We start from the raw sequence: 17,966 nt of genomic DNA on the forward strand, positions 1-17,966 counted from the left end.
ACGCTCAGTTCGCCTTCGGCAGGTCGGCGGCGGTGATCACCTTGAGTTCCGGCACCGGAACGATGAAGGCGCCGCCGTTCTCGAGGTAGCGGCGCTCGCGCGCCAGGAACTCGTCGATGAAGTTCCAGGCGAGCACCAGATAGGCGTCGGGCGCGGGTACGCTGCCCTCCTCGACGATCGGGATGCGGGCGCCGGGGATCAGCCGGCCGAACTTCAGCGGATTCTTCTCGGCCGCGTACTGGACCAGACGCGGGCCGATGCCGAAGGCGTTGAGCAGCGTCGCGCCCTTGGCTGGGGCACCGTAGGCGTGGACCGTCTTCCCCTCGGCGTGCATGCGCTCCAGCAGGTCGAGCAGCGCCGCCTTCAGGCGCCGGACGTTCTCGGCGAAGCCGACATAGGTCTCGAACTTGCCGTAGCCGCGGGCCTCCTCGTCGGCGCGCATGCGCTTGACCGCGTCGCTGACCGGGTGGGCGCCGGGGAAGCCGACATGCGCCTCGAGGGAGCCGCCATGGACCGGCACCACGCTGACGTCGAAGACCTCCAGGCCGTGGCGCGCGAACAGCTGCTCCAGGGAGCGGAGCGTGTAGTAGCACAGATGCTCGTGGTAGATCTGATCGAAGGCGGTGTTCTCGATCATCCCGCCCAGGTAGATCGCCTGCACGACGAAGACGCCGTCCGGCTTGAGCAGTGTGACGATGCCTTTCACGACGCTGTGCAGCTCCTCCAGGTGGAAGAAGACGCCGGCGGCGGTGATCAGGCTCGCCGGCCCGTCCTGCGCGCGGACGATCTCGGCGGTCTCAGCGTTGAAGAAGCGATTCAGCGTCGGCACGCCGGCGGCGCGGGCCAGTTCCACGACGTTGGAGGCGGGCTCGACGCCGCAGCGGCGCAGGCCGAAGAGCTCGTACTGCCGAAGCCACGTGCCGTCGTTGCTGCCGATGTCGACGACGAGGTCCTGCGGCCCGAGGCCGTACCGCTCCACGAGCCGGGCCGCCGTCTGGCGGAAATGCTCCACCAGCGTCTTCGTCGTGCCCGAGACGTAGGGGTAGTCGCTGAACATGCTCTCCTTCGGGATCGTGTGATCGATCTGGACGAGCGTGCAGTCGTGGCAGAAGCCGGCGCGCAGGGGGAAATGCGGCTCGCGCCGGTCGGCGAGCTCCGACGGGATCAGGCGGTTACAGTGCGGCTGATCGGTCAGGTCGAGGAACAGCTCGACATCGCGTCCGTCGCAGACGCGGCATGCCATGGCGAGTTTCGTTCCCGTCATCCTACGACCTGTGACATCCGCGGCGCGAGGCTCTACGACCCCACGAGGCTTATCGGCTGAGCCAGGGCAGCGCAACGCGCGGTCGCAGCTCGATCGAAGTCAGAGCCGAAAGGCGAGACAGTTTTGCCATCGCGCATGTCCTCCAGCGGCGAAGATCCACGATGACCGCGGCGGATATCCGAAAGCACAAACCCCGGGTCCGCAAAGAACAATGATCTCGACACCGAGTTGGACAGTCCGCAAATCCCACCACGTCATGAAGGATCGCTGGCTCGGTCTCCGTGCCGACGACTGCGTGACGCCGTCGGGTCACATCGTCGATCCCTATTACGTGCTCGAGACGCCGGACGTCGCGCTCGTGCTGGGCATCGACGCGGCCGATCACGTCATCCTCGTACGCCAGTACCGTCACGCCTATGGTGGCCCGAGCCTGGAGCTTCCGGGCGGGGCCATCGATCCCGCCGACCCCGACATCCTCGCGGCCGCCGAGCGCGAGATGCGTGAAGAGACCGGCTACGTCTTCGCCGATGCCGAGCGCGTGGTCACCCTGAACGCGGATCCGGCCCGCTACGCCAACCGCATGCATCTCGTCCGCGCGCGCGTGACTGCGGCCGGGCCGGCGCGGCCGGACCCCGGCGAGGACATCGCCGTGGTGCGCGTACCGCGGGCCGAGGCCTTACAGCTCGCCCAGTCGGGCGCCATCGTCGGAGCCGTGCACGCCGCCATGATCCTGATCGGCCTGTCCAGCACCGGTTGAGGGGCATCACCGGATTGTGGATCGAGCGATCGAACCGCTGACAAGACCCGCGCGTTGCGCCAATACGATTAATGGTCGGTTAAAGAGCGGATCGAAGCGTGCCCGAGTACGACATCAAGATCGTCGCTCCGCGAGATCGGGAAGCTCCGGACGCAGAGCGCGAGACTCCGCCCAAGCGCAAGCTCGACTGGGATCGCGCCATGCGCGAGGCCGCGGAAGCGGAGCTCTCGATCCAGTCGCACGATTGACAGTGCCAGACGGCGAAGCGCGCCCCGGCGAGGGCGCACACCTCCTGGGCCCTTCCTACTCCTTCAGCGCGACCTCTCGCAGGAAGGCGAGCAGGTCGTCCGACCTGAAGTGGTGCACGGCGAGCCCCGCCGCACGGCCGGCGGCGAGATCTGTTTCCTGATCGCCCACCAGGAAGCTGCGCGCGCGGTCGATGTCCCAATGGACCATCAGATCGAGGATCATGCCGGGCTCGGGCTTCCGCCATCCGTGGACCGCCCTGTAGGCCTCGACCGTCCCGTCCGGATGATAGGGGCAGTAGCGTAGATCATCGATATGCGCGCCGGCCACGCGCAGGTCGTCCCGCAGCCAAGCGGTCAGACGGGCGACGTCGGCCTCGGTGTAGAAGCCGCGGGCGACCCCCGCCTGGTTCGTGACGACGAACACGAAGTAGCCGGCATCATTCAGCGCGCGGACGGCGTCGCGCGCGCCCGCCATCCACTGGAACCGGTCCACGGAACCGACATACCCGTGGTCGTGATTGAGAACACCGTCCCGATCGAGGAAGGCGGCAGGTCTCCTCCGACGGGCCGGGATCTCTTCCTGGGCTCGGGCGTAGCTCTCGGGCACGCCGATATCGAGAAAGTAGCCGTCGTGGGCCTCGCCGACCACGCGGCCCTCGGCGACCAGCGCGGGCAGGACGTCCCGTTCCAGCGAGCAGGCCGGCGGCAGGCCGGCCAGCGCGTCGCGGCGCACCAAGTAGACGCCAGCGTTGACGAGGCCGGGGCCCGGCTCAAGCGGCCGCTCGAGGAAGGCGGTGATCCGGACGCCGTCGACGAGCGCGACGCCGTAGCGCGCGGCGTCCGGCACCCGACGGAGCGACAGGACCATCGCCGCTTCGGGATGACGGGCCGCCATCGCGGGCAGGGACAGCAGGTTCACATCGAACCACGAGTCGCCGTTCAGCAGGAGAAAGGTCTCGTCGGCCTCGGGAAGGGCGTGCACGACGGCGCCCCCGGTCCCGGCCTGCTCCGGCTCGACCGAGACCCGAAGCGTCATGCCGAAGCGTCGCGCGACCGGGTTGTCGGCGGCATAGGCGCGGATCTTCTCGCTGTGGAATGAGGCCAGCAGCACGATCTCGGTGAAGCCGTGGCGGCCGAGCTCGAACAGCAGCACGTCCAGGAACGGCTCACCCGATACCGGCAGCAGCGGCTTGGGCATCGCCGAGGTCAGTGCGCCCAGGCGCGTGCCGAAGCCGCCGCACAGGATCATGGCTTGCCGGACCGAGCCTCCGCCCTTCCGCTCTGGCTCGGTCACAGGCCGTCCCTCACGCTGCCGTCCCGCGCGGGAACAGGCTTTCTTCGACGAGGCCGCAGACGATGTGCGCGGCGGTGATGTGGATCTGCTGGATCAGGGGCGTGGCGTCCGTCGGCGCGTGCAGGCAGACATCCGCCCGCTCGGGCATCGCCCCGCCCGTCGCACCCGTGAAGGCGACAACCCGCAGACCCAGGTCGCGTGCCGCGTCCATCGCCTTCAGCACGCTCGGCGACCGCCCCGATGTGGAGAGGGCGAGCAGGACATCGCCCGGGCGCCCGAGGGCCAGCACTTGCCGCTCGAACACGTGCTCGTAGCCGTAATCGTTGCCGATCGCGGTGATCACTGAGGTGTCGGTGGTCAGCGCCACGGCCGCGGCGGGCGGCCGGTCGTAGTTGAGCCGCGAGACGAACTCGCCCGCGATGTGCTGCGCGTCGGCGGCACTGCCGCCATTGCCGATCGTCAGGAGCTTGCCACCACCGCGCAGGGACGCGGTCACGAGATCGGCGATTTCGGCGAGGGTCGCGTGGAAGCGGGAGTCGTCGAGAGCGGCCTGGAAGGTGTCGCGGGTCTTTGTGAGAAAATCGACGATCGCGCTCATGATCACCCCGATCCGTTCCCGCACCGGCCGACCTCTCGGGCCGACCGGCTGGGCGTTCGCTACTGGGCTCCGGCCACCCGGATCAGACGTTGGCGAACCGCGAGTTGCGGATCATCCGGAAGCCCTTGATCAGCTCCTTGATGCCCCGGTCGAGATCGAAATCGGGGAACCAGCCGGTCGCCTCCAGCTTCTCGTTGGACACGATGTAGTCGCGCTTGTCCGGATCCTCTCCGATCGGGGCCTCGACGTAGACGAAGTTCGGAACGTGCGCCTTGATGCGTTCGCAGAGTTCCAGCTTCGACAGGTTGGCGCTCGACAGGCCGAGATTGTACGCCTCGCCGCGCATCCGGTCGTAATTGTCCATCGCGTGGATGAAGCCTTTGGCGACGTCGCGGATGTGGATGTAGTTGCGCTTGAAGTGGCCCTCGAACACCAGGAGCGCCCGGTCGGTCACGGCCCGGTGCGTGAAGTCGTTGACGAGGAGGTCGAGCCGCATCCGCGGCGCCATGCCGAACACCGTCGCCAGCCGCAGGCTGACGCCGCGCCCGCTGTCGAGCACCGCCTTCTCGGCCTCGACCTTGGTGGTGCCGTAGAGCGAGATCGGCCGCAGGGGCGAGTCCTCGGTGCAGAACTTGCCGGCCTCGCCGACGCCGTAACCCGAGTTGGTCGTCGGGTAGACGATCCTCTGCTCGCCGCCCGCACGCTCGACCAGGGCAATCACGGCGTCGCGGTTGAGCGTCGTGGCGCCGATCGCGTCCTCCTTGCAGAGGGGCGCTCCGACCAGGGCCGCGAGAGGGATGAGCACGTCGTGCTTCGGGATCAGCTCGTCCAGGATGCGCGTGTCGCGCGCGTCGCCCTTGATCGGCTCGAACGTGTCATACTGGCAGGCCGAGAACAGGTCCGGGGCTCCGGACTTGAACGTGTCGAGCACCGTCACGTGGTGCCCGCGCTCAAGCAGCATCGGCACCAGGATCGTCCCGATATAGCCCGCGCCGCCGGTGATCAGAATTCGCATCGTTGCCTCTCGTCGCGATGAGTCTGCGGCCCGGCTGCGACCGGGCCTGGGCCTGTGAGGATGCCGCTCAGCGCGTCTGGCGATAGATCAGGGTGGACCCGTCGACATCGATGCCGATCGGCACGACGGACAGCGGCGCGACCCGCTCGATCAGGGCCGAAAGCCGATCGGGATCGATCAGAGCGAGGAAGAAGCCGCCACCGCCCGCGCCGCACAGCTTTGCCCCGTAAGCCCCCGACCCGATGATCGCTTCGAACAGATCGTCGAGCACCGCGTTCGAGACCTCACGCGACAGGGTTCGCTTGATGCGCCACGAGGCGGAGAGCATCTCGCCGAGTTGCGCGAGCCAGCCGCTCGTCCCCGCTTCGAGCAGAGAGACGCATTCCTCGACGAGGCGGTAGAGTTCGGACAATTCCTTGTCGATCGCGCGCGCGCGCGTCACGGCGATCTGCGCGGCGACCGTCGTCGTCGCGCGCCGCGCGATGCCTGTATGGACCAGCACCATCGACGCGTTGAGTTGCTGAATGGCGGCAGAGCTCATCTGAACAGGCGAGATCCGTATGGCGGAGCCGCTGAAATCGAATCGGTTGATCCCGCCGAAGGCGGCGTGGAGCTGGTCCTGCACGCCGACGTTCTCACGCAAAATCTCTCGCTCGACTTCAATTGCCTTCTTAGAAAGCTCGATCTTCGTAGGTTTTTGGTTCAAGATTGCGTAAATTGTTCGCAAAAAACCGACAGTGAACGCTGAAGACGAGCCCAGACCGCTTCCCGCCGCAGGCAAATCGGAGATGATGCTCATATCGAGTCTACGGGTCATATTGAAATGCTTCAATACTTCTCGAACGACAGGATGTTCAATTTCTGAGATATTGTTGCAATGCTCAACACGAGAGTAACTTAATCTATAATTATAATCCTGGCAGCCAATCAGATCGAGCGCCGCGATGATGATATACTTATCGATCGCCGCGCCGACGACAGCGCCCGGGGCGCGCTCAAAATACTCTGGGTAATCGGTGCCGCCACCAAACAAACTAATCCGTAGGGGTGTCCGCGTAACCGTCAGCATAGCATTATTCCGAACACTCAACAGCTTCGGCGAACCCGCCTGCACCATACAGCCTTTTATATTTCCCCTAACCGTCACCCAGTCCATATTTTGAGGACCGACTTCGCGAATATGACAAAATCGCAAAGTGATTCGTAAAAATATCTATGACACAGCACCCCCATGCAACTTTAACCTAATTTTTTGATCAAAAAATTCATTTGACCGCCGAAATTGACGGGGATTTGTGTTTTGCAGTTAAACAACCTTAACATGCTTCATTTTGATTCTGCCGACCAACACTCCCGGGGTCGATTGGCGGCGACAGGCTGGAGCACGGGCAACAGACCTACGCCCAAGGCGCCATCACGTCGCCTGTCGCGCAACTCAGCCGTAATGACCATGAAGCGCAGAACCTGATACCGTGACTAGGCCCAACTCCACTTCTTTCTGCTTTACCGACGACGCGTTCGACAAAGTCGCGATCAAATCAACGATATCAAAGCAATTGCCAGCTCTGGGATACATCGGACAGCATCACAACTTTGGGAGAAAACTTTCCAGACGCAGCGTGCTCACATTATGGTTAAGAAAGTGTCAACAATCTCAAGCTGCCCCTACCGCAGCTCTTCGATATCATGCCACGCGGCACCCTTATTAACTTCAAGCGGCCGGAAGGTCACGATTCAGCAATTCGCTGGCGCAACGCGTGCGCCAGCGAATAACGTCGACGAGATGCGGCAGAAGGCGGCCTACAGTCCGGCTTTCGGACCGTGATCGTCAACGCTCTCAATTTTCGCAAGATCTTTACGAAATGCGTTGACCTGCGCAACTGCAATAGGATCTGCGGTCGTCACGATCGGACGGAACCCTTTCGCCGAACGGGCTGGTGCATAGTTGCGGGAGGCGGTGTGGATCGAGCGGTGCCCCAGAATCGCGGCAATTACCTCCGGCGGCAGGTCCACCTTCATCCGGGCAGTCGCAACATGGCGTAGTGTGTATGGGCAGGCGGGATGAATTCTTAGACTGGGGCACATCTTTCCCGCCTTGATCGACGCCGCTGTCATTGCGCGGGCAACGTTCTGGTGGATCGCCTCCCACGTCTCGCTGACGAGCGCATCGGATATGCGATCGAGAGATGCGGCCAGCGATGCAACGTAGTTGTCCCCAAATCCGTCCAGCGGCAGCCTTCGCGTCGGCCCATTGCCACGGTCATTGGTGTTTTTGGCGTTCTGAATAACGAGATAGCCATCGACAATCTGAGCTGTCTCCCACTCTACGGGGCGCAATCCGAGGTCGATGCCAAAAAAGACCTGCGCCTGGGCGATGGGGGCGTGACGATGTCCCACCTCGCAAAGGGCGAGCAAGAGAGCGTGGGCCTCGGCCGGTGTCAGACTCTTCCGCTTCTTCGCGCTCGTCTGCCGCTTGGTGCGCACGCGCGGTATGGGCGTCACAAGGCGGCCAGTCTCGCAATCGGTCGCGTTCAGGCGCTGCAACGCCCTTACCAAACGCGGATGGTTGGGATGTTTGCGGCTCGTTTCAACGAAAGCAAAGCGCAGCGCTGCCCGAGTATGCCGGATGGTGCTCTCTGACCATCTTCCGTGCTGTCCCAAGAAATAATCAACCACGTCGACGGGGGATGGGGCCTGCTGGTCGAGCTCGCGACCGACCATGCCGATGAAGGCTCGAGCCGTGGCCGCATAATCCCGTCGTGTCGTCTCGCTCTGTCCTGTTACCGCTACGCTCATGATCCAAAACTCTACGTTACTTCCACCAAGGAGGCGGGGGTGACTGGCCGAATGCGAACCGCGCAGCGGACTGTTACCGTCTGCGTTACCCCCGCTTGATCTCTCGCGATCCGCGTGTGCCACGAGACAGGAGACAATGGCCCGCGATCGACCACGGCGGAGCTTCGTAGATCGGCATGAAAAAGACAAAGCGCGTTCGTCGAGCGATCCTCTAAGACCTGCACCCACCAAAAAAATGACGTTCTCTCGGCTGAGTCAAAGCGCAACTCGGGCAGACCGATTTTGAGCCATCTTGCGTCTTTCATCGGGCTCCACAATGCTACGATCAGGAGCGGAGATCGGCATGCGGACCGCACGTTTTACCCCCGGCGACATCGTCACCTCGGTGAGGCTCGAGCTCTTCTCTCGTAGGGAGAGCGATGCGCGGATCGAGGAACTGTTCGCGCCGCTGACGACGGAGTCGATCATCGCGCTGCGGGGAGATCTCGATGGGGCGTTGACACGCTTTCATGCGCTGCTGACTGCCGCATTCGTCGTGACTTGCAACGGGACCCGCCGTTCGGTGGCGGAGACGATGCTGGTTGGCGCGATCTGCATCGCAGAGGGGCCACGTGTTCGCGCGGCGCGTCCGGCTTGGATCGCGCAGCATCTGGCTCTGCTGGACGAATACTTCGGCGTCCACCGGGTTCTGGCGATCGTGATGCATGAGTACGAGGACAGGTGCGAGATCCGTTCGCTGCTGCGCCCCACAGACGATGGCCTCCACGCTAACCGAGAATGGGGCCAGCGCGGCGCGAAGAGCGCCTCCTCATCTCCGAGGACGGAGCGCGGGACAAAAGCAGCTGGGATCAGAAGAAGGATACCGGTTGAACTGCAGACCCGTGCCGCCATCCGCTTGCGGCTGCGTATCGCGGTTGACAACTCGCTTACGACCACCGCGGGATCCGTCATGACAGATGCGCCTGAGTCTCCAATCGTTGGAGTGTTCAGGAGTGAACGCGAGATCCAACATTCGCGCGACGTTTCGGAGGGGATCAGTACATCGCTGCTCGGCGGTATAGCGATTGCTGCAACCCCGGCGGCAATGTCGCCGGCTACAGTCGTGCCCGGCTGTGCAGGTACATCGTCCCCTGACGACGCAGTTTATATATCTGATCCGTCGAACAACGTCGTGCTGAGAAGCCGCGCATGTCGCACGACCGTGGTTCGTAGCATGACTATCTCAAAGAACGGGGAGGTGTCGTCCCCTCCTATTTTGTGCCGCTCAAATAGGGGGGCGCGCATGCACTCCACGGTGGATGACCAGATCGCCACGACCCTGCTCATAGGAACGCCGAAAACCCGTGACCGCGAAGACGCTAAAACTGAAAAAATCGAATACGAAGACCGCCTACCACGTGACTTAGGTCATGTTTCACAGATCTGGGCCCGTCAAGCGAGGGTCGAACGGCATCCGCCCCCCACGAATGGAAACGAACCAATTTTCAGCGCTCCACCTGTTGTGCCAGCGGGCGATGAATACTGTTTCGATTGCGTTCTTTGCGGCGGATCTGAGTCATCGCGTGGCCATTACGGGTTGACGGAGAGACGCACAGCCAGTCCGTCCGAACTTCGTGGGCTCGAGCATTTTCAACGGGCTGATTTGCCCGTCGACCGGGCTCGTCGACCATGGTGTCGTGATCCTTCCGATCAGCGCCTCCCGGTCACGCCGCAGACTGTCTGCGAATCTCCCCCGCAGCGTCGCGAACGCCGCCGTGAACCAAGTCCCGAGGCTCTCGACGTAGTGCTGTCGGGCGAGGTCGGCAAAGCGTACAGAAATCGCGGCTCTCTGCGGCGCTGCGAAACTGACGCGGCCGTACATGGTACGCTTGAGCATCTTCAGCCGGCCGATCTGCCCTTCGGCCTGCGCGTTGCTTCAGAACGTCGTCAGTGCAGTCTGGATCGCCCGCCGATTCTGCGCCAAGTTAGCCGCGAAGGTCTCCAACGCCGCGACGCCGCAGGTGCGCGTTTCGAGGAGCCACCTACCGAGTTCGCCCACCGGATCGGCCAGTTGGTCGCCATCCAGGCCGCAGGCGCGCATCAGCTTCGTGAACCGCTGCGTCAGATCGACAATGCGTACCACTTCGGCATCCTGCCAGATCCGAGTGAGGTCGGCCGCGGCATGGGACGGCAACGTCGTGATGGTCCGAACCGTGGTCCAGGCCAGCTGCTTTCGAGAAGCAAGTGTTTCTGGTCTGAGAACCGTTGCGCGCGTCGAGCCAGCCCCCGACAACCATTTGTGGGCGATGCTCCGCCGTGGCGGCGTACACCGCTCGGCAATGTAGCGATGCACCTGCCGATGAGTTCCAGCAAAGCCCTGGTCGCGGATCTCGCGTCAGAGCGCCATGGCGCTCTCGCAGCTCTCGGCCATGCGCTGCTCCAGATGGGCGAGATTGGGGTCGAGGCGAGACGGATTGGGCCGCTGGTTCGCGCGCTCGGGGAAGCTCTTAATCTGGGCGTACTTGCGCACGGTCGCGCGCGCCAACCCTGTAGCGCGACCGATCGCCAGGAGGGTCGCACCTGCCAGATAACCCCGACGCACATCCTCGTAGGCTGCAAGCCGCCGAGCGCGACTGTCACGACTCCTCGTGATCTCAGCGGCGCTGCGGCGGTAGGCGCGCAGGCGATCCCCGGGATGGCGGCCATCACCGATAGACAGAGCGGGCAACTGACACAGCCGACTGTCGACGCGGCCGAGCCAGCGTTCGAGCGGTGGGCGCATGTTCAGGAGGTGATGCCATCGATCAGCGACCGGAAGCACAACTGGCGCGCGAGCGGTGAGCGCTTGGGCGTGCTCGGTGGACCGGTCGCGGGCGACGATCTGGATGCCGGGATCGCGACGCAGCCAGTCGGTGACGGCCACTCCCGAACGGTCGGGCAGCAGGTCGATTGGGCGACTGCATTCGAGATCGACGAGGCGTAGGCCGTAAGCTCGTCTTTTGCGGAGGAGCCGATCATCGATGCCTACGACGCGAGACCGATTCACGCTCAGCAGCGGCAGTGGACAGGGCGCAGGATCGTATCAGGCGTCGGTCTGCATACTCATGCGTGCACCAGCCTCGCCACCAGCTGCAAGCCAAGCCCAATCCGGGTCTGAGCCTGCGCGCGGCGGCATCAGCCGCGGGAATGGCTGTGCGAAGATACCGCAGCGGCCGGCAGGATGATGGCAGCAGAAGCTCGAACGCAAGGGCGCAGCGTCATGGGGTGACCAAGGTTCGGTAGAGCAACCTGGCAGGTACGAGGGCAGGATCATCGTAACCTCGAAGTGCCGTCCCCGTCACCGCGACCGCTCCACGCAAAACGCGGAGAAATCACGAAGCAATTGAGCATCTTGTGATTTCTGTTCCCAGGCGTTAGTCCCTTCGACTGCCGTTTCTTCTGTATATCCATGCAGGCTAAATACCTACTTTAGCTATGCAACTTCGGCCGGGACTAGCTGAGCTTCCGGCGAACCTGCTCTACAGCCGCTCACGCCTCCGCCTGCCGAAGGGCACAGGCAATCTGATCGTTCATGAGGCGTTTGCGAAGCATGGCGGCCACCTGCCTCAAGGCTCAGGATGCTCGAAGAAAATGCGTTCGGCGCAAATCAATCTTTTGGGCAAGGTTCAATCGGTGAACGCTAGCGGATCTATCCAATCACTGAGCAATTGTATAAAATATTTAATTCAAATAGCGCGGGCCAGCAGGCGATTCCAATGGGATTTCTGCTAGGCGGACGGCATCATGTGGGAGTACTTCTCACAAAAATCTCTCGCCACAATAGAGGTATGCTTAGACCAACGTTGCGCCTGCTCGAAAAATAGGGAGACATTCCGCTGGTGGCGGTGTATGAGCGACGCCCCGTTCAACCTATGATAGGCAGGAAGCGGATGAGTGCAGAGGTCAGTGTAATAAATGAACCGCGCTTCGAAGCGCCATGGCACGACGCATTAAATAGCCGATGCTATTGGTACCACTCGATGCAATTTCCGGATGGCGAAGCCGTTCAAGGCAGTTGGCAGATCGATGACTTCCATCAATACATTGGCAGCTATAATTTACAAGGCAAGACCGTGCTGGATGTCGGCACAGCGTCTGGTTTTTTGGCTTTCAATGCAGAGAAACACGGCGCTCAAGTCACCGGCTTGGATGCTGCCTCGACCGTTGAATTCCGGCACATGCCGTTCGCCAGCACCCTCTCTTACCGCGACATAAAACAATCACGAGCCATATGGGAAAGAGAAAACCTTATACCGATCAAAAATTCCTGGTGGTATGCTTGGCATAAGTTCAATAGCAAGGCGAAGTGCGTATATGCACCAATCGCAGAACTCTACGAATGGCCGGAACAGACATTCGACGTGGTGATGGCGGGTGCAATAGTCGAACATCTCTCGGATCCGGTTTATTCAATTGGAGCCTGGGCCCGGCTTGCCAAGGAAGCCGTACTGATTCCCTTCACGGACGTGCTACCGCTTGATGAACTCGTCATCCATCCAATCACGAACTTGGACGACCCAAATGTATTTTATGTTTGGTGGCACTTATCGCGCGGCCTCTATATCAAAATTTTCGACAATCTTGGATTCGATGTTTCATTCGCTGAAGCATACGCGATTCATACTGACGACATAGCAGGATCTACGCTGGCAAAACGCCCGTCTATCATAGCAACCCGAAGACGCAATGCTTAAGCAAACTGCACGCATCGGGAGATCTCTGTGGAGAAACAGCCACTCGCTGTCGTCACGATGACGTACAATGAAAAAGCGCTGCTTCCGGTCTGGCTAGAGCACTACAAACGGCAGATTGGGCTTGAGCACTGCTATGTCATTGATCACGGTTCCGACGATGGCTCAACTGAAAACATAGACGCGAGTCTAATAAGGCTCCCACGCACTCCGATGGATGAGAGTGCGCGGGCGCAAACGGTATGCGACTTCTGCGCCTCCTTATTCATCGGCTATAAGCGCGTTCTTTTTACAGATGCCGACGAGCTCGTTGTCCCAGATCCAGCCATATCGTCGAATTTGGGCTCATACGCTGCGGATCATAATCTGCCCCACGTCGTGACCATGTTTGGTGTCGATGTGCTCCATGTCGCTGAAGAGAGTGCCATCGATTTAAAGGCGCCAATTTCTCATCAGCGTTGCTTTGCTCGGCCTCTTTCTGCATTGTGCAAGCCCACGCTGATCGCTGGACGAACTGATTGGATGCACGGATTTCATTGCATCGTCGGCAATCATCGACCAAATTTCGCCGACCTTTTCTTATTCCACATCGCCCATTGCGACAATGGGATTTTGTACGAACGACAGAAGAAGCGAAACGCTGCTACACCAACTAGCATTGAAGCATCACATCATTCAATACCACCAGACAAGTTCATAGATCACATTCAAAACGAGGTTGCGAGTCTGCCTCGCCGCGTCATAGAGATGCGACGGGGAGAGAAACATTTCGAAGATACGAAACGTGTCTTTGCAGATCAAATCGAAAAGAAGGATTGGATCGCTGCGCCAGACATCTGGCGTATACCGAGCCGTTTCTCTGGCACCTTCTAGGTTCGCTAAGGCCAGACACAACGCACGCCTCACAGAAGTGCTCAATGGCCGACTTGATTCTCGTTGTGCCCCCTGTCGCCTACCGTATAGTCTCGGCGTCGCGCATCTCTGTTTTTCGGAGATCGGCGCGCCGGCTCATCGCTCTGCTTCAAGGTGGCGAAGGACGGGCATGATGCCGTTCCTGCGCAGATCGGTGGCCAGCCAATCGACGACGTAGCCCTTGTCGGCGCTCGGGCGGCGGATCCGGCCCGGCGCCTCGACCAGCAATACTGGGGCGGTTGTGACGTCGCTGGCGTTGCCCGGCGTCAGCGGGAGGACGTTGGGCCGGCCGAGGACATCGCTGAGAGCGTGGATCTCGGTCGTCTGGCCGCCGCGCGACGAGCCGATGACCTGCGCCCTCGCCCCCTTTCCCTCCATGGACAGACCGGTGAGCCCGGGCGAAACTGCTGTCGAGAGCGCCTGCGTTGCCGGCCCACCCGGCTTCGGCCAGCGCGGAGAGCATTGCCTTCCATAAGCCGCGCCGCGACCAGCGATTGAAGCGGTTGTAGACCGTGGTGCGCGGGTCATACGCGGCCGGGCAGTCGCACCAGCGGCGCCCGACGTCGGGACGTGCAGGATGCCCGAGATGATCTGCCGGTCGTCCTTCCGCCCGCGGCCGGGCTGGCCCCTGGGCATGAACGGCTCGGTCATCGCCTTACCGCTCGTCCGAGAGTCAGAACAGGTTCGCCATCGCCACCTCCAGGCTGCAAACGGCCGCCTGGAATCACAAACTGCCAAACCCTACAATACCCTGGCTCGGTTCACTCCCTAATGCCGAACCGCAAGAGTTTCGCGCGCCGTTACGAATGCCTCGACCAATCGGGTCAACCGCCTCACCGATCCCCCGCGCCAGGATCGACGAAGCAGCGCGACCGCTTCCCCATCCAGAGGCGCTTCAAAGGCAGGATCGAGCCCGCGATTGGCAGCGATACCCTCCAGGACCGGTCCGAGCAGCGCCTCAAGATCTGCTTGGATTGGCGCCGCCATCTCCAAGACACGCAAGCGGTCGAGCAACGGACCAGGAATGTTGCCCACCCCGTTGGCCGTGGCCAACCAGGACACTCGGCTGATATCAACCTCGGTCTGAAAACAAGGATCTTGGTAGGCCCGGGCGGTCTCCGGTTCGAGCATCGGAAGCAAGGCATCCCAGAGCCTACCGTGATCTGCGCGCGTCGCGGCCTTCTCCAACTCGTCGATCAGCATCAGCGGATTGGCGGTGCCAGATCGAGCCACCGCCATGATTGGATGCGCTGGCTCCGACGTTGCCCAGCGGCGATCAAGGCCACCGAGCGATGCGCCCGCGTCTCGCGTAGCATCGACCCGCCACAGCCCCAATCCGAGATGATGGGCGATCCTCGCGACGATGCGACTCTTGCCGGCTCCCGGCGGGCCGATCAGCAGAGTCGGCCGGAGCGTGGCGTGCTCACGTCCGATCAGATCGGCCAGAAGTCGGTCGATCATGGTCTGCGCGTAAGGAAACTCGAATACCAACCGAGCGCGCACATCCGCGAGATCCGGCACGGCGACCAGCGGGAGCGGCTTGCCGATGATGTGCTCATAACCGCGGGCGATGGATTTGCCGCGGTCACTCCCAGTTTCCTGGATCGCCGGAACGACGAGGACGTGGCCTTTGTGCACTTCCGCGGGTGGGGCATCGGCATCCGGCCGCTGTGGCATGGTGTCGACGGTCGCCGCCTTCTCTCGCTGGCGCGCCTCGCTTTTTTTGACGAGCTGAGCCTCGATCGTCTTCCATCTGCGCCGCTCCCGCGTCGCCGCGCTGTCTGCGACGGGTCGTGTCAAGATCTCCCCAACGGGCACGAGCGCGTGGACGAGTGCCACGTCGCTGGCGAAGGCATCATCGGCGCCACAGGCCAGGGCGGCGGCCGCAGCAATGGCGCTGCTCGTCTTCTCGGAGAACGTCAGAAGCGCGTCCGTGAGGGCGTCGTGCCAAGCTGCCTGCAGCGCGACAGCGAGATCGGTCGCCCCGGTGATGTCCGAATCGGCACCCTGTTCGGCGACGCGTCCGATAGTGAGGCGCGTCTGCGCCTCGGCCAGCGCTGCAAACCCTTTCCCGAGGTCGAGAACCGCTTCGCGTTCCAGCCACAGGGGCTGGGCCAAGCGCGCTGCAGCTCTGCGATCATCGCCGGCGCAGGACAACAGCGTCGCGACATCGGCCAACGCCCGCGCCACAGGCTGATCGTGCTCCACGGCCCAAACGTCGAGGAACCGGATCAGAGCGGATCGTCGGGCTATCCGTCGACGGTCACGCCACAAGCCGCCTTCCGAAGAGACCGCCCCGATCCAGGCGGAGACGAGCGCCTCGGCATCCGGGGCGAGGGTGGTGATCTCGAGGGCGAGCTCAGAGCAAGCAGAAGCCACGCGCAGATCCTGAGCGAGGCAGGCGCGCAGGCGGCGCGGAAGCATCGGTTCGAGCAGGCGACGTGCCGCCTCGGAGTCGATCTGCAGAGCAGGCGGGGTCGAAGAGAATGCCATCGGCTTCCTCACTCTCAGCGGGCGACGCCGACGCGGTCGGAACCGCGGCGCTGGACGGAGCACCAAGCATGGGCGAGGCAGAGCACCTTGAGATCAGCCCGGCGTCGAGCGCGCCGCCCGAGCACGTGCACGAGCAGGTCGATGCAGGAGCCGTCACCTCGTACGGCACAGAGGCAGATCGCCGACATCGCCGGATCTAGGCGCCCAGGAAAGGCGATGGCCTCGGCGAGGACGTTGAGGGCGATATGGATCGCAGCCGCCGAATCGCCCCGGCAAGCAGCGGACCAGTTGGGGGACGGCAGGGGCTGCGCGGCATTCAGGGCAGCGGACAGGCGGCACTGCGCCGCCATATCGAGCGCCTCAGGGGCGAGGACGCGCCACCAGGACAGCGGCAGCGAGAGTTTGGCCGCGTCAGTTGTGCCGGAGAGATGGGCATCAGGGTCACGAGCGAGTGTCATTGAGACAGACCTGGAGAGCGCAACGGCGCGCAGGCGCACGGTGCGGGATTGATGGAGAGCGGGATGGACGCATCAGGGCGCGGCCGCGACCTGATGCCAACCCCGTGCGGTCAGGGCGCGAGCGGCGCGGGCGAGTGCGGGTGTTTGACGTTCTCAGGAACGGCGAGGCTCGCCAACGCCATCGTCAGAAGGTCCGGCACAGCCGCGCGCAATCGGGCTTGAAGCGCCGCCGTCACAGTCTCGAGCGCTGCCAAGACCGGGGTCGCGAACAGCTGATCTATGGCCGGTCCGCTCACCGTAAGGTCATCACCGTACCCGGCCCGTCCATAGACGTCGATCAGCACCGCGCGGATTTGCGCGACCTCATAGCCGAGTGAAGCCAGAAACGAGCGGCCCTGGACCTGCGCGCACCGCAGTACCCATTCGACTTGGTGAATTTTCCTGGCCTCATTTTTTCCGGAGCCTCTCTTGACCTCGGCGATGATGGCTCGACTCTCTTTCCGGTCGACCACGATTAGGTCGAGGAATACCGACTGCGCGACGGCGCCCGCGAGTTCGATCGAGGTCTGGTTGAGCTGGGCGACGCTGCTGGCGCGGACGAGTTCCTGGGTCGGAACGGTGATGGGCATCGCGACGTTGCGCAGCACGAGGTAGCGCCCGCTTCGCTCCAGGACGTCCGTAATCGTCGCCTCAATGAGGGACCCGTGCCTCTTGACCATGGAGGCCAGCACGGATCCGAGCTGCGACAAGCCTGGTCCGAGCAGGGGATCGGGCACAAAGGTCGCCCGGAACGCGCCGTCGAGCGCGGCCTGGGCCGCGGCCATCAGTTCGGGTGCGCAGATCTGCGGGATCGCGGGCTGGACGTGGCCGCAGCCGAGGGCCGCGGCGCTCCCGAGCGGGACGGTGATTCGGCTGGTCGGCGCGGATCCAGGCTGCCCACGTGCAGATAGCCGCTGTCGGCCGCCGCGTTGGGCGGCGGGGTGGGGGACGACGATGGTCATAGATGGTTTCCGTCCAGGCGACGCCAACCCGCGCGCCCTTCACCGAATGGCGGGGCGGCGAACGGGCTCGTTTCCGCGGCCTTAGAGCGCCTAACAGAACCGCCTGATCTGGTTGAGTGTGATGAGGCTGGCAGCGAGGCTGGTGAAGGCTTCGTAGATGTCTGCACGTCGCTCGTAGCGCACGGGCAGCCGACGGAAGCGGTTGAACCAAGCGTGCGTGCGCTCCACCACCCATCGGTGCCGGCCCAGCCGTTCGCTGCTGTCGATGCCGCGGCGTGCGATGCGCGGTACAATCCCACGCGCCCGGCACTCGTGTCGGCGCGGTTGAGCGTCGTAGGCTTTGTCAGCGTGCAGTTTGTCCGGGCGGTGTCGCGGCCGGCCCCGCCGACCGTTGCGCACGGGTGGGATGGCATCGAGGGTC

Annotated in this window: 14 protein-coding genes and 2 pseudogenes; 4 read left to right on the forward strand and 12 right to left on the reverse strand. The window is 63.0% G+C overall.

Translation table 11 applies throughout. The features are described from left to right. Window positions 1-4 precede the first annotated feature (4 nt). A complete protein-coding gene (locus C4T42_RS29105; protein ID WP_103986374.1) occupies window positions 5-1,243 on the reverse strand; it encodes a class I SAM-dependent methyltransferase in 1,239 nt (412 codons plus the stop codon). 277 nt (window positions 1,244-1,520) lie between these two features. On the opposite strand from C4T42_RS29105, the gene C4T42_RS29110 reads away from it, so the two are divergent. Both C4T42_RS29110 and C4T42_RS32170 read left to right on the forward strand, forming a co-directional pair. Then, on the forward strand, window positions 1,521-2,021 hold the full coding sequence (locus C4T42_RS29110) for an NUDIX hydrolase (protein ID WP_103986375.1): 501 nt from the start codon (window positions 1,521-1,523) through the stop codon (window positions 2,019-2,021). A gap of 98 nt (window positions 2,022-2,119) precedes the next feature. Continuing rightward, entirely contained in the window at window positions 2,120-2,269 is a 150-nt protein-coding gene (locus C4T42_RS32170) for a hypothetical protein (protein WP_181049244.1), read from the forward strand. A gap of 55 nt (window positions 2,270-2,324) precedes the next feature. On the opposite strand, the gene C4T42_RS29115 is transcribed toward C4T42_RS32170, so the two are convergent. The 6 genes and pseudogenes from C4T42_RS29115 to C4T42_RS29135 form a co-directional block, all read right to left on the reverse strand. Next, the gene (locus C4T42_RS29115; protein ID WP_244603313.1) at window positions 2,325-3,563 is read right to left on the reverse strand and encodes an HAD-IIIA family hydrolase; all 1,239 of its coding nucleotides are present in this window, start codon (window positions 3,561-3,563) and stop codon (window positions 2,325-2,327) included. A gap of 10 nt (window positions 3,564-3,573) precedes the next feature. Then, the gene (locus C4T42_RS29120) at window positions 3,574-4,161 is read right to left on the reverse strand and encodes a D-sedoheptulose 7-phosphate isomerase (RefSeq protein ID WP_103986382.1); all 588 of its coding nucleotides are present in this window, start codon (window positions 4,159-4,161) and stop codon (window positions 3,574-3,576) included. A gap of 82 nt (window positions 4,162-4,243) precedes the next feature. Beyond that, the gene (locus C4T42_RS29125) at window positions 4,244-5,176 is read right to left on the reverse strand and encodes an NAD(P)-dependent oxidoreductase (protein WP_103986376.1); all 933 of its coding nucleotides are present in this window, start codon (window positions 5,174-5,176) and stop codon (window positions 4,244-4,246) included. 67 nt (window positions 5,177-5,243) lie between these two features. Continuing rightward, window positions 5,244-6,245 carry a GHMP kinase gene (locus tag C4T42_RS29130; RefSeq protein ID WP_103986377.1) on the reverse strand — a complete coding sequence of 334 codons (1,002 nt, stop codon included), beginning with the start codon at window positions 6,243-6,245 and terminating at the stop codon, window positions 5,244-5,246. A 731-nt stretch (window positions 6,246-6,976) separates the two neighbouring features. Continuing rightward, window positions 6,977-7,972, reverse strand: a complete 996-nt coding sequence (locus tag C4T42_RS31370; RefSeq protein WP_107491595.1) for a tyrosine-type recombinase/integrase — start codon at window positions 7,970-7,972, stop codon at window positions 6,977-6,979. Between the two features lie 1,837 nt (window positions 7,973-9,809). Further along, a pseudogene (locus tag C4T42_RS29135) lies at window positions 9,810-11,233 on the reverse strand (transposase); the annotation flags it as partial. A gap of 647 nt (window positions 11,234-11,880) precedes the next feature. Between C4T42_RS29135 and C4T42_RS31700 the strand changes: the two are divergent. Next, entirely contained in the window at window positions 11,881-12,684 is an 804-nt protein-coding gene (locus C4T42_RS31700) for a methyltransferase domain-containing protein (protein WP_146074070.1), read from the forward strand. A 27-nt stretch (window positions 12,685-12,711) separates the two neighbouring features. Further along, window positions 12,712-13,554, forward strand: coding sequence for a glycosyltransferase family 2 protein (locus C4T42_RS29140; protein WP_103986378.1), 843 nt, complete (start codon window positions 12,712-12,714; stop codon window positions 13,552-13,554). 159 nt (window positions 13,555-13,713) lie between these two features. On the opposite strand, the pseudogene C4T42_RS29145 reads toward C4T42_RS29140, so the two are convergent. The 5 genes and pseudogenes from C4T42_RS29145 to C4T42_RS29165 all read right to left on the reverse strand — a co-directional run. Beyond that, a pseudogene (locus tag C4T42_RS29145) lies at window positions 13,714-14,284 on the reverse strand (IS5 family transposase); the annotation flags it as partial. Between the two features lie 77 nt (window positions 14,285-14,361). Beyond that, entirely contained in the window at window positions 14,362-16,086 is a 1,725-nt protein-coding gene (locus C4T42_RS32600; protein ID WP_244603314.1) for an AAA family ATPase, read from the reverse strand. A gap of 14 nt (window positions 16,087-16,100) precedes the next feature. After that, window positions 16,101-16,544: a hypothetical protein gene (locus tag C4T42_RS29155; RefSeq protein ID WP_146074071.1), complete on the reverse strand. Its 444-nt coding sequence runs from the start codon at window positions 16,542-16,544 to the stop codon at window positions 16,101-16,103. A 110-nt stretch (window positions 16,545-16,654) separates the two neighbouring features. Further along, complete coding sequence (locus C4T42_RS29160) at window positions 16,655-17,545, reverse strand: hypothetical protein (protein WP_103986380.1); 891 nt, start codon at window positions 17,543-17,545, stop codon at window positions 16,655-16,657. A gap of 90 nt (window positions 17,546-17,635) precedes the next feature. Then, on the reverse strand, window positions 17,636-17,966 hold a 331-nt coding region (locus tag C4T42_RS29165), incomplete at its 5' end, for a transposase (RefSeq protein ID WP_146074017.1).

It is taken from the genome of Methylobacterium sp. 190mf, assembly GCF_900107945.1.
Classification (GTDB): Bacteria; Pseudomonadota; Alphaproteobacteria; order Rhizobiales; family Beijerinckiaceae; genus Methylobacterium.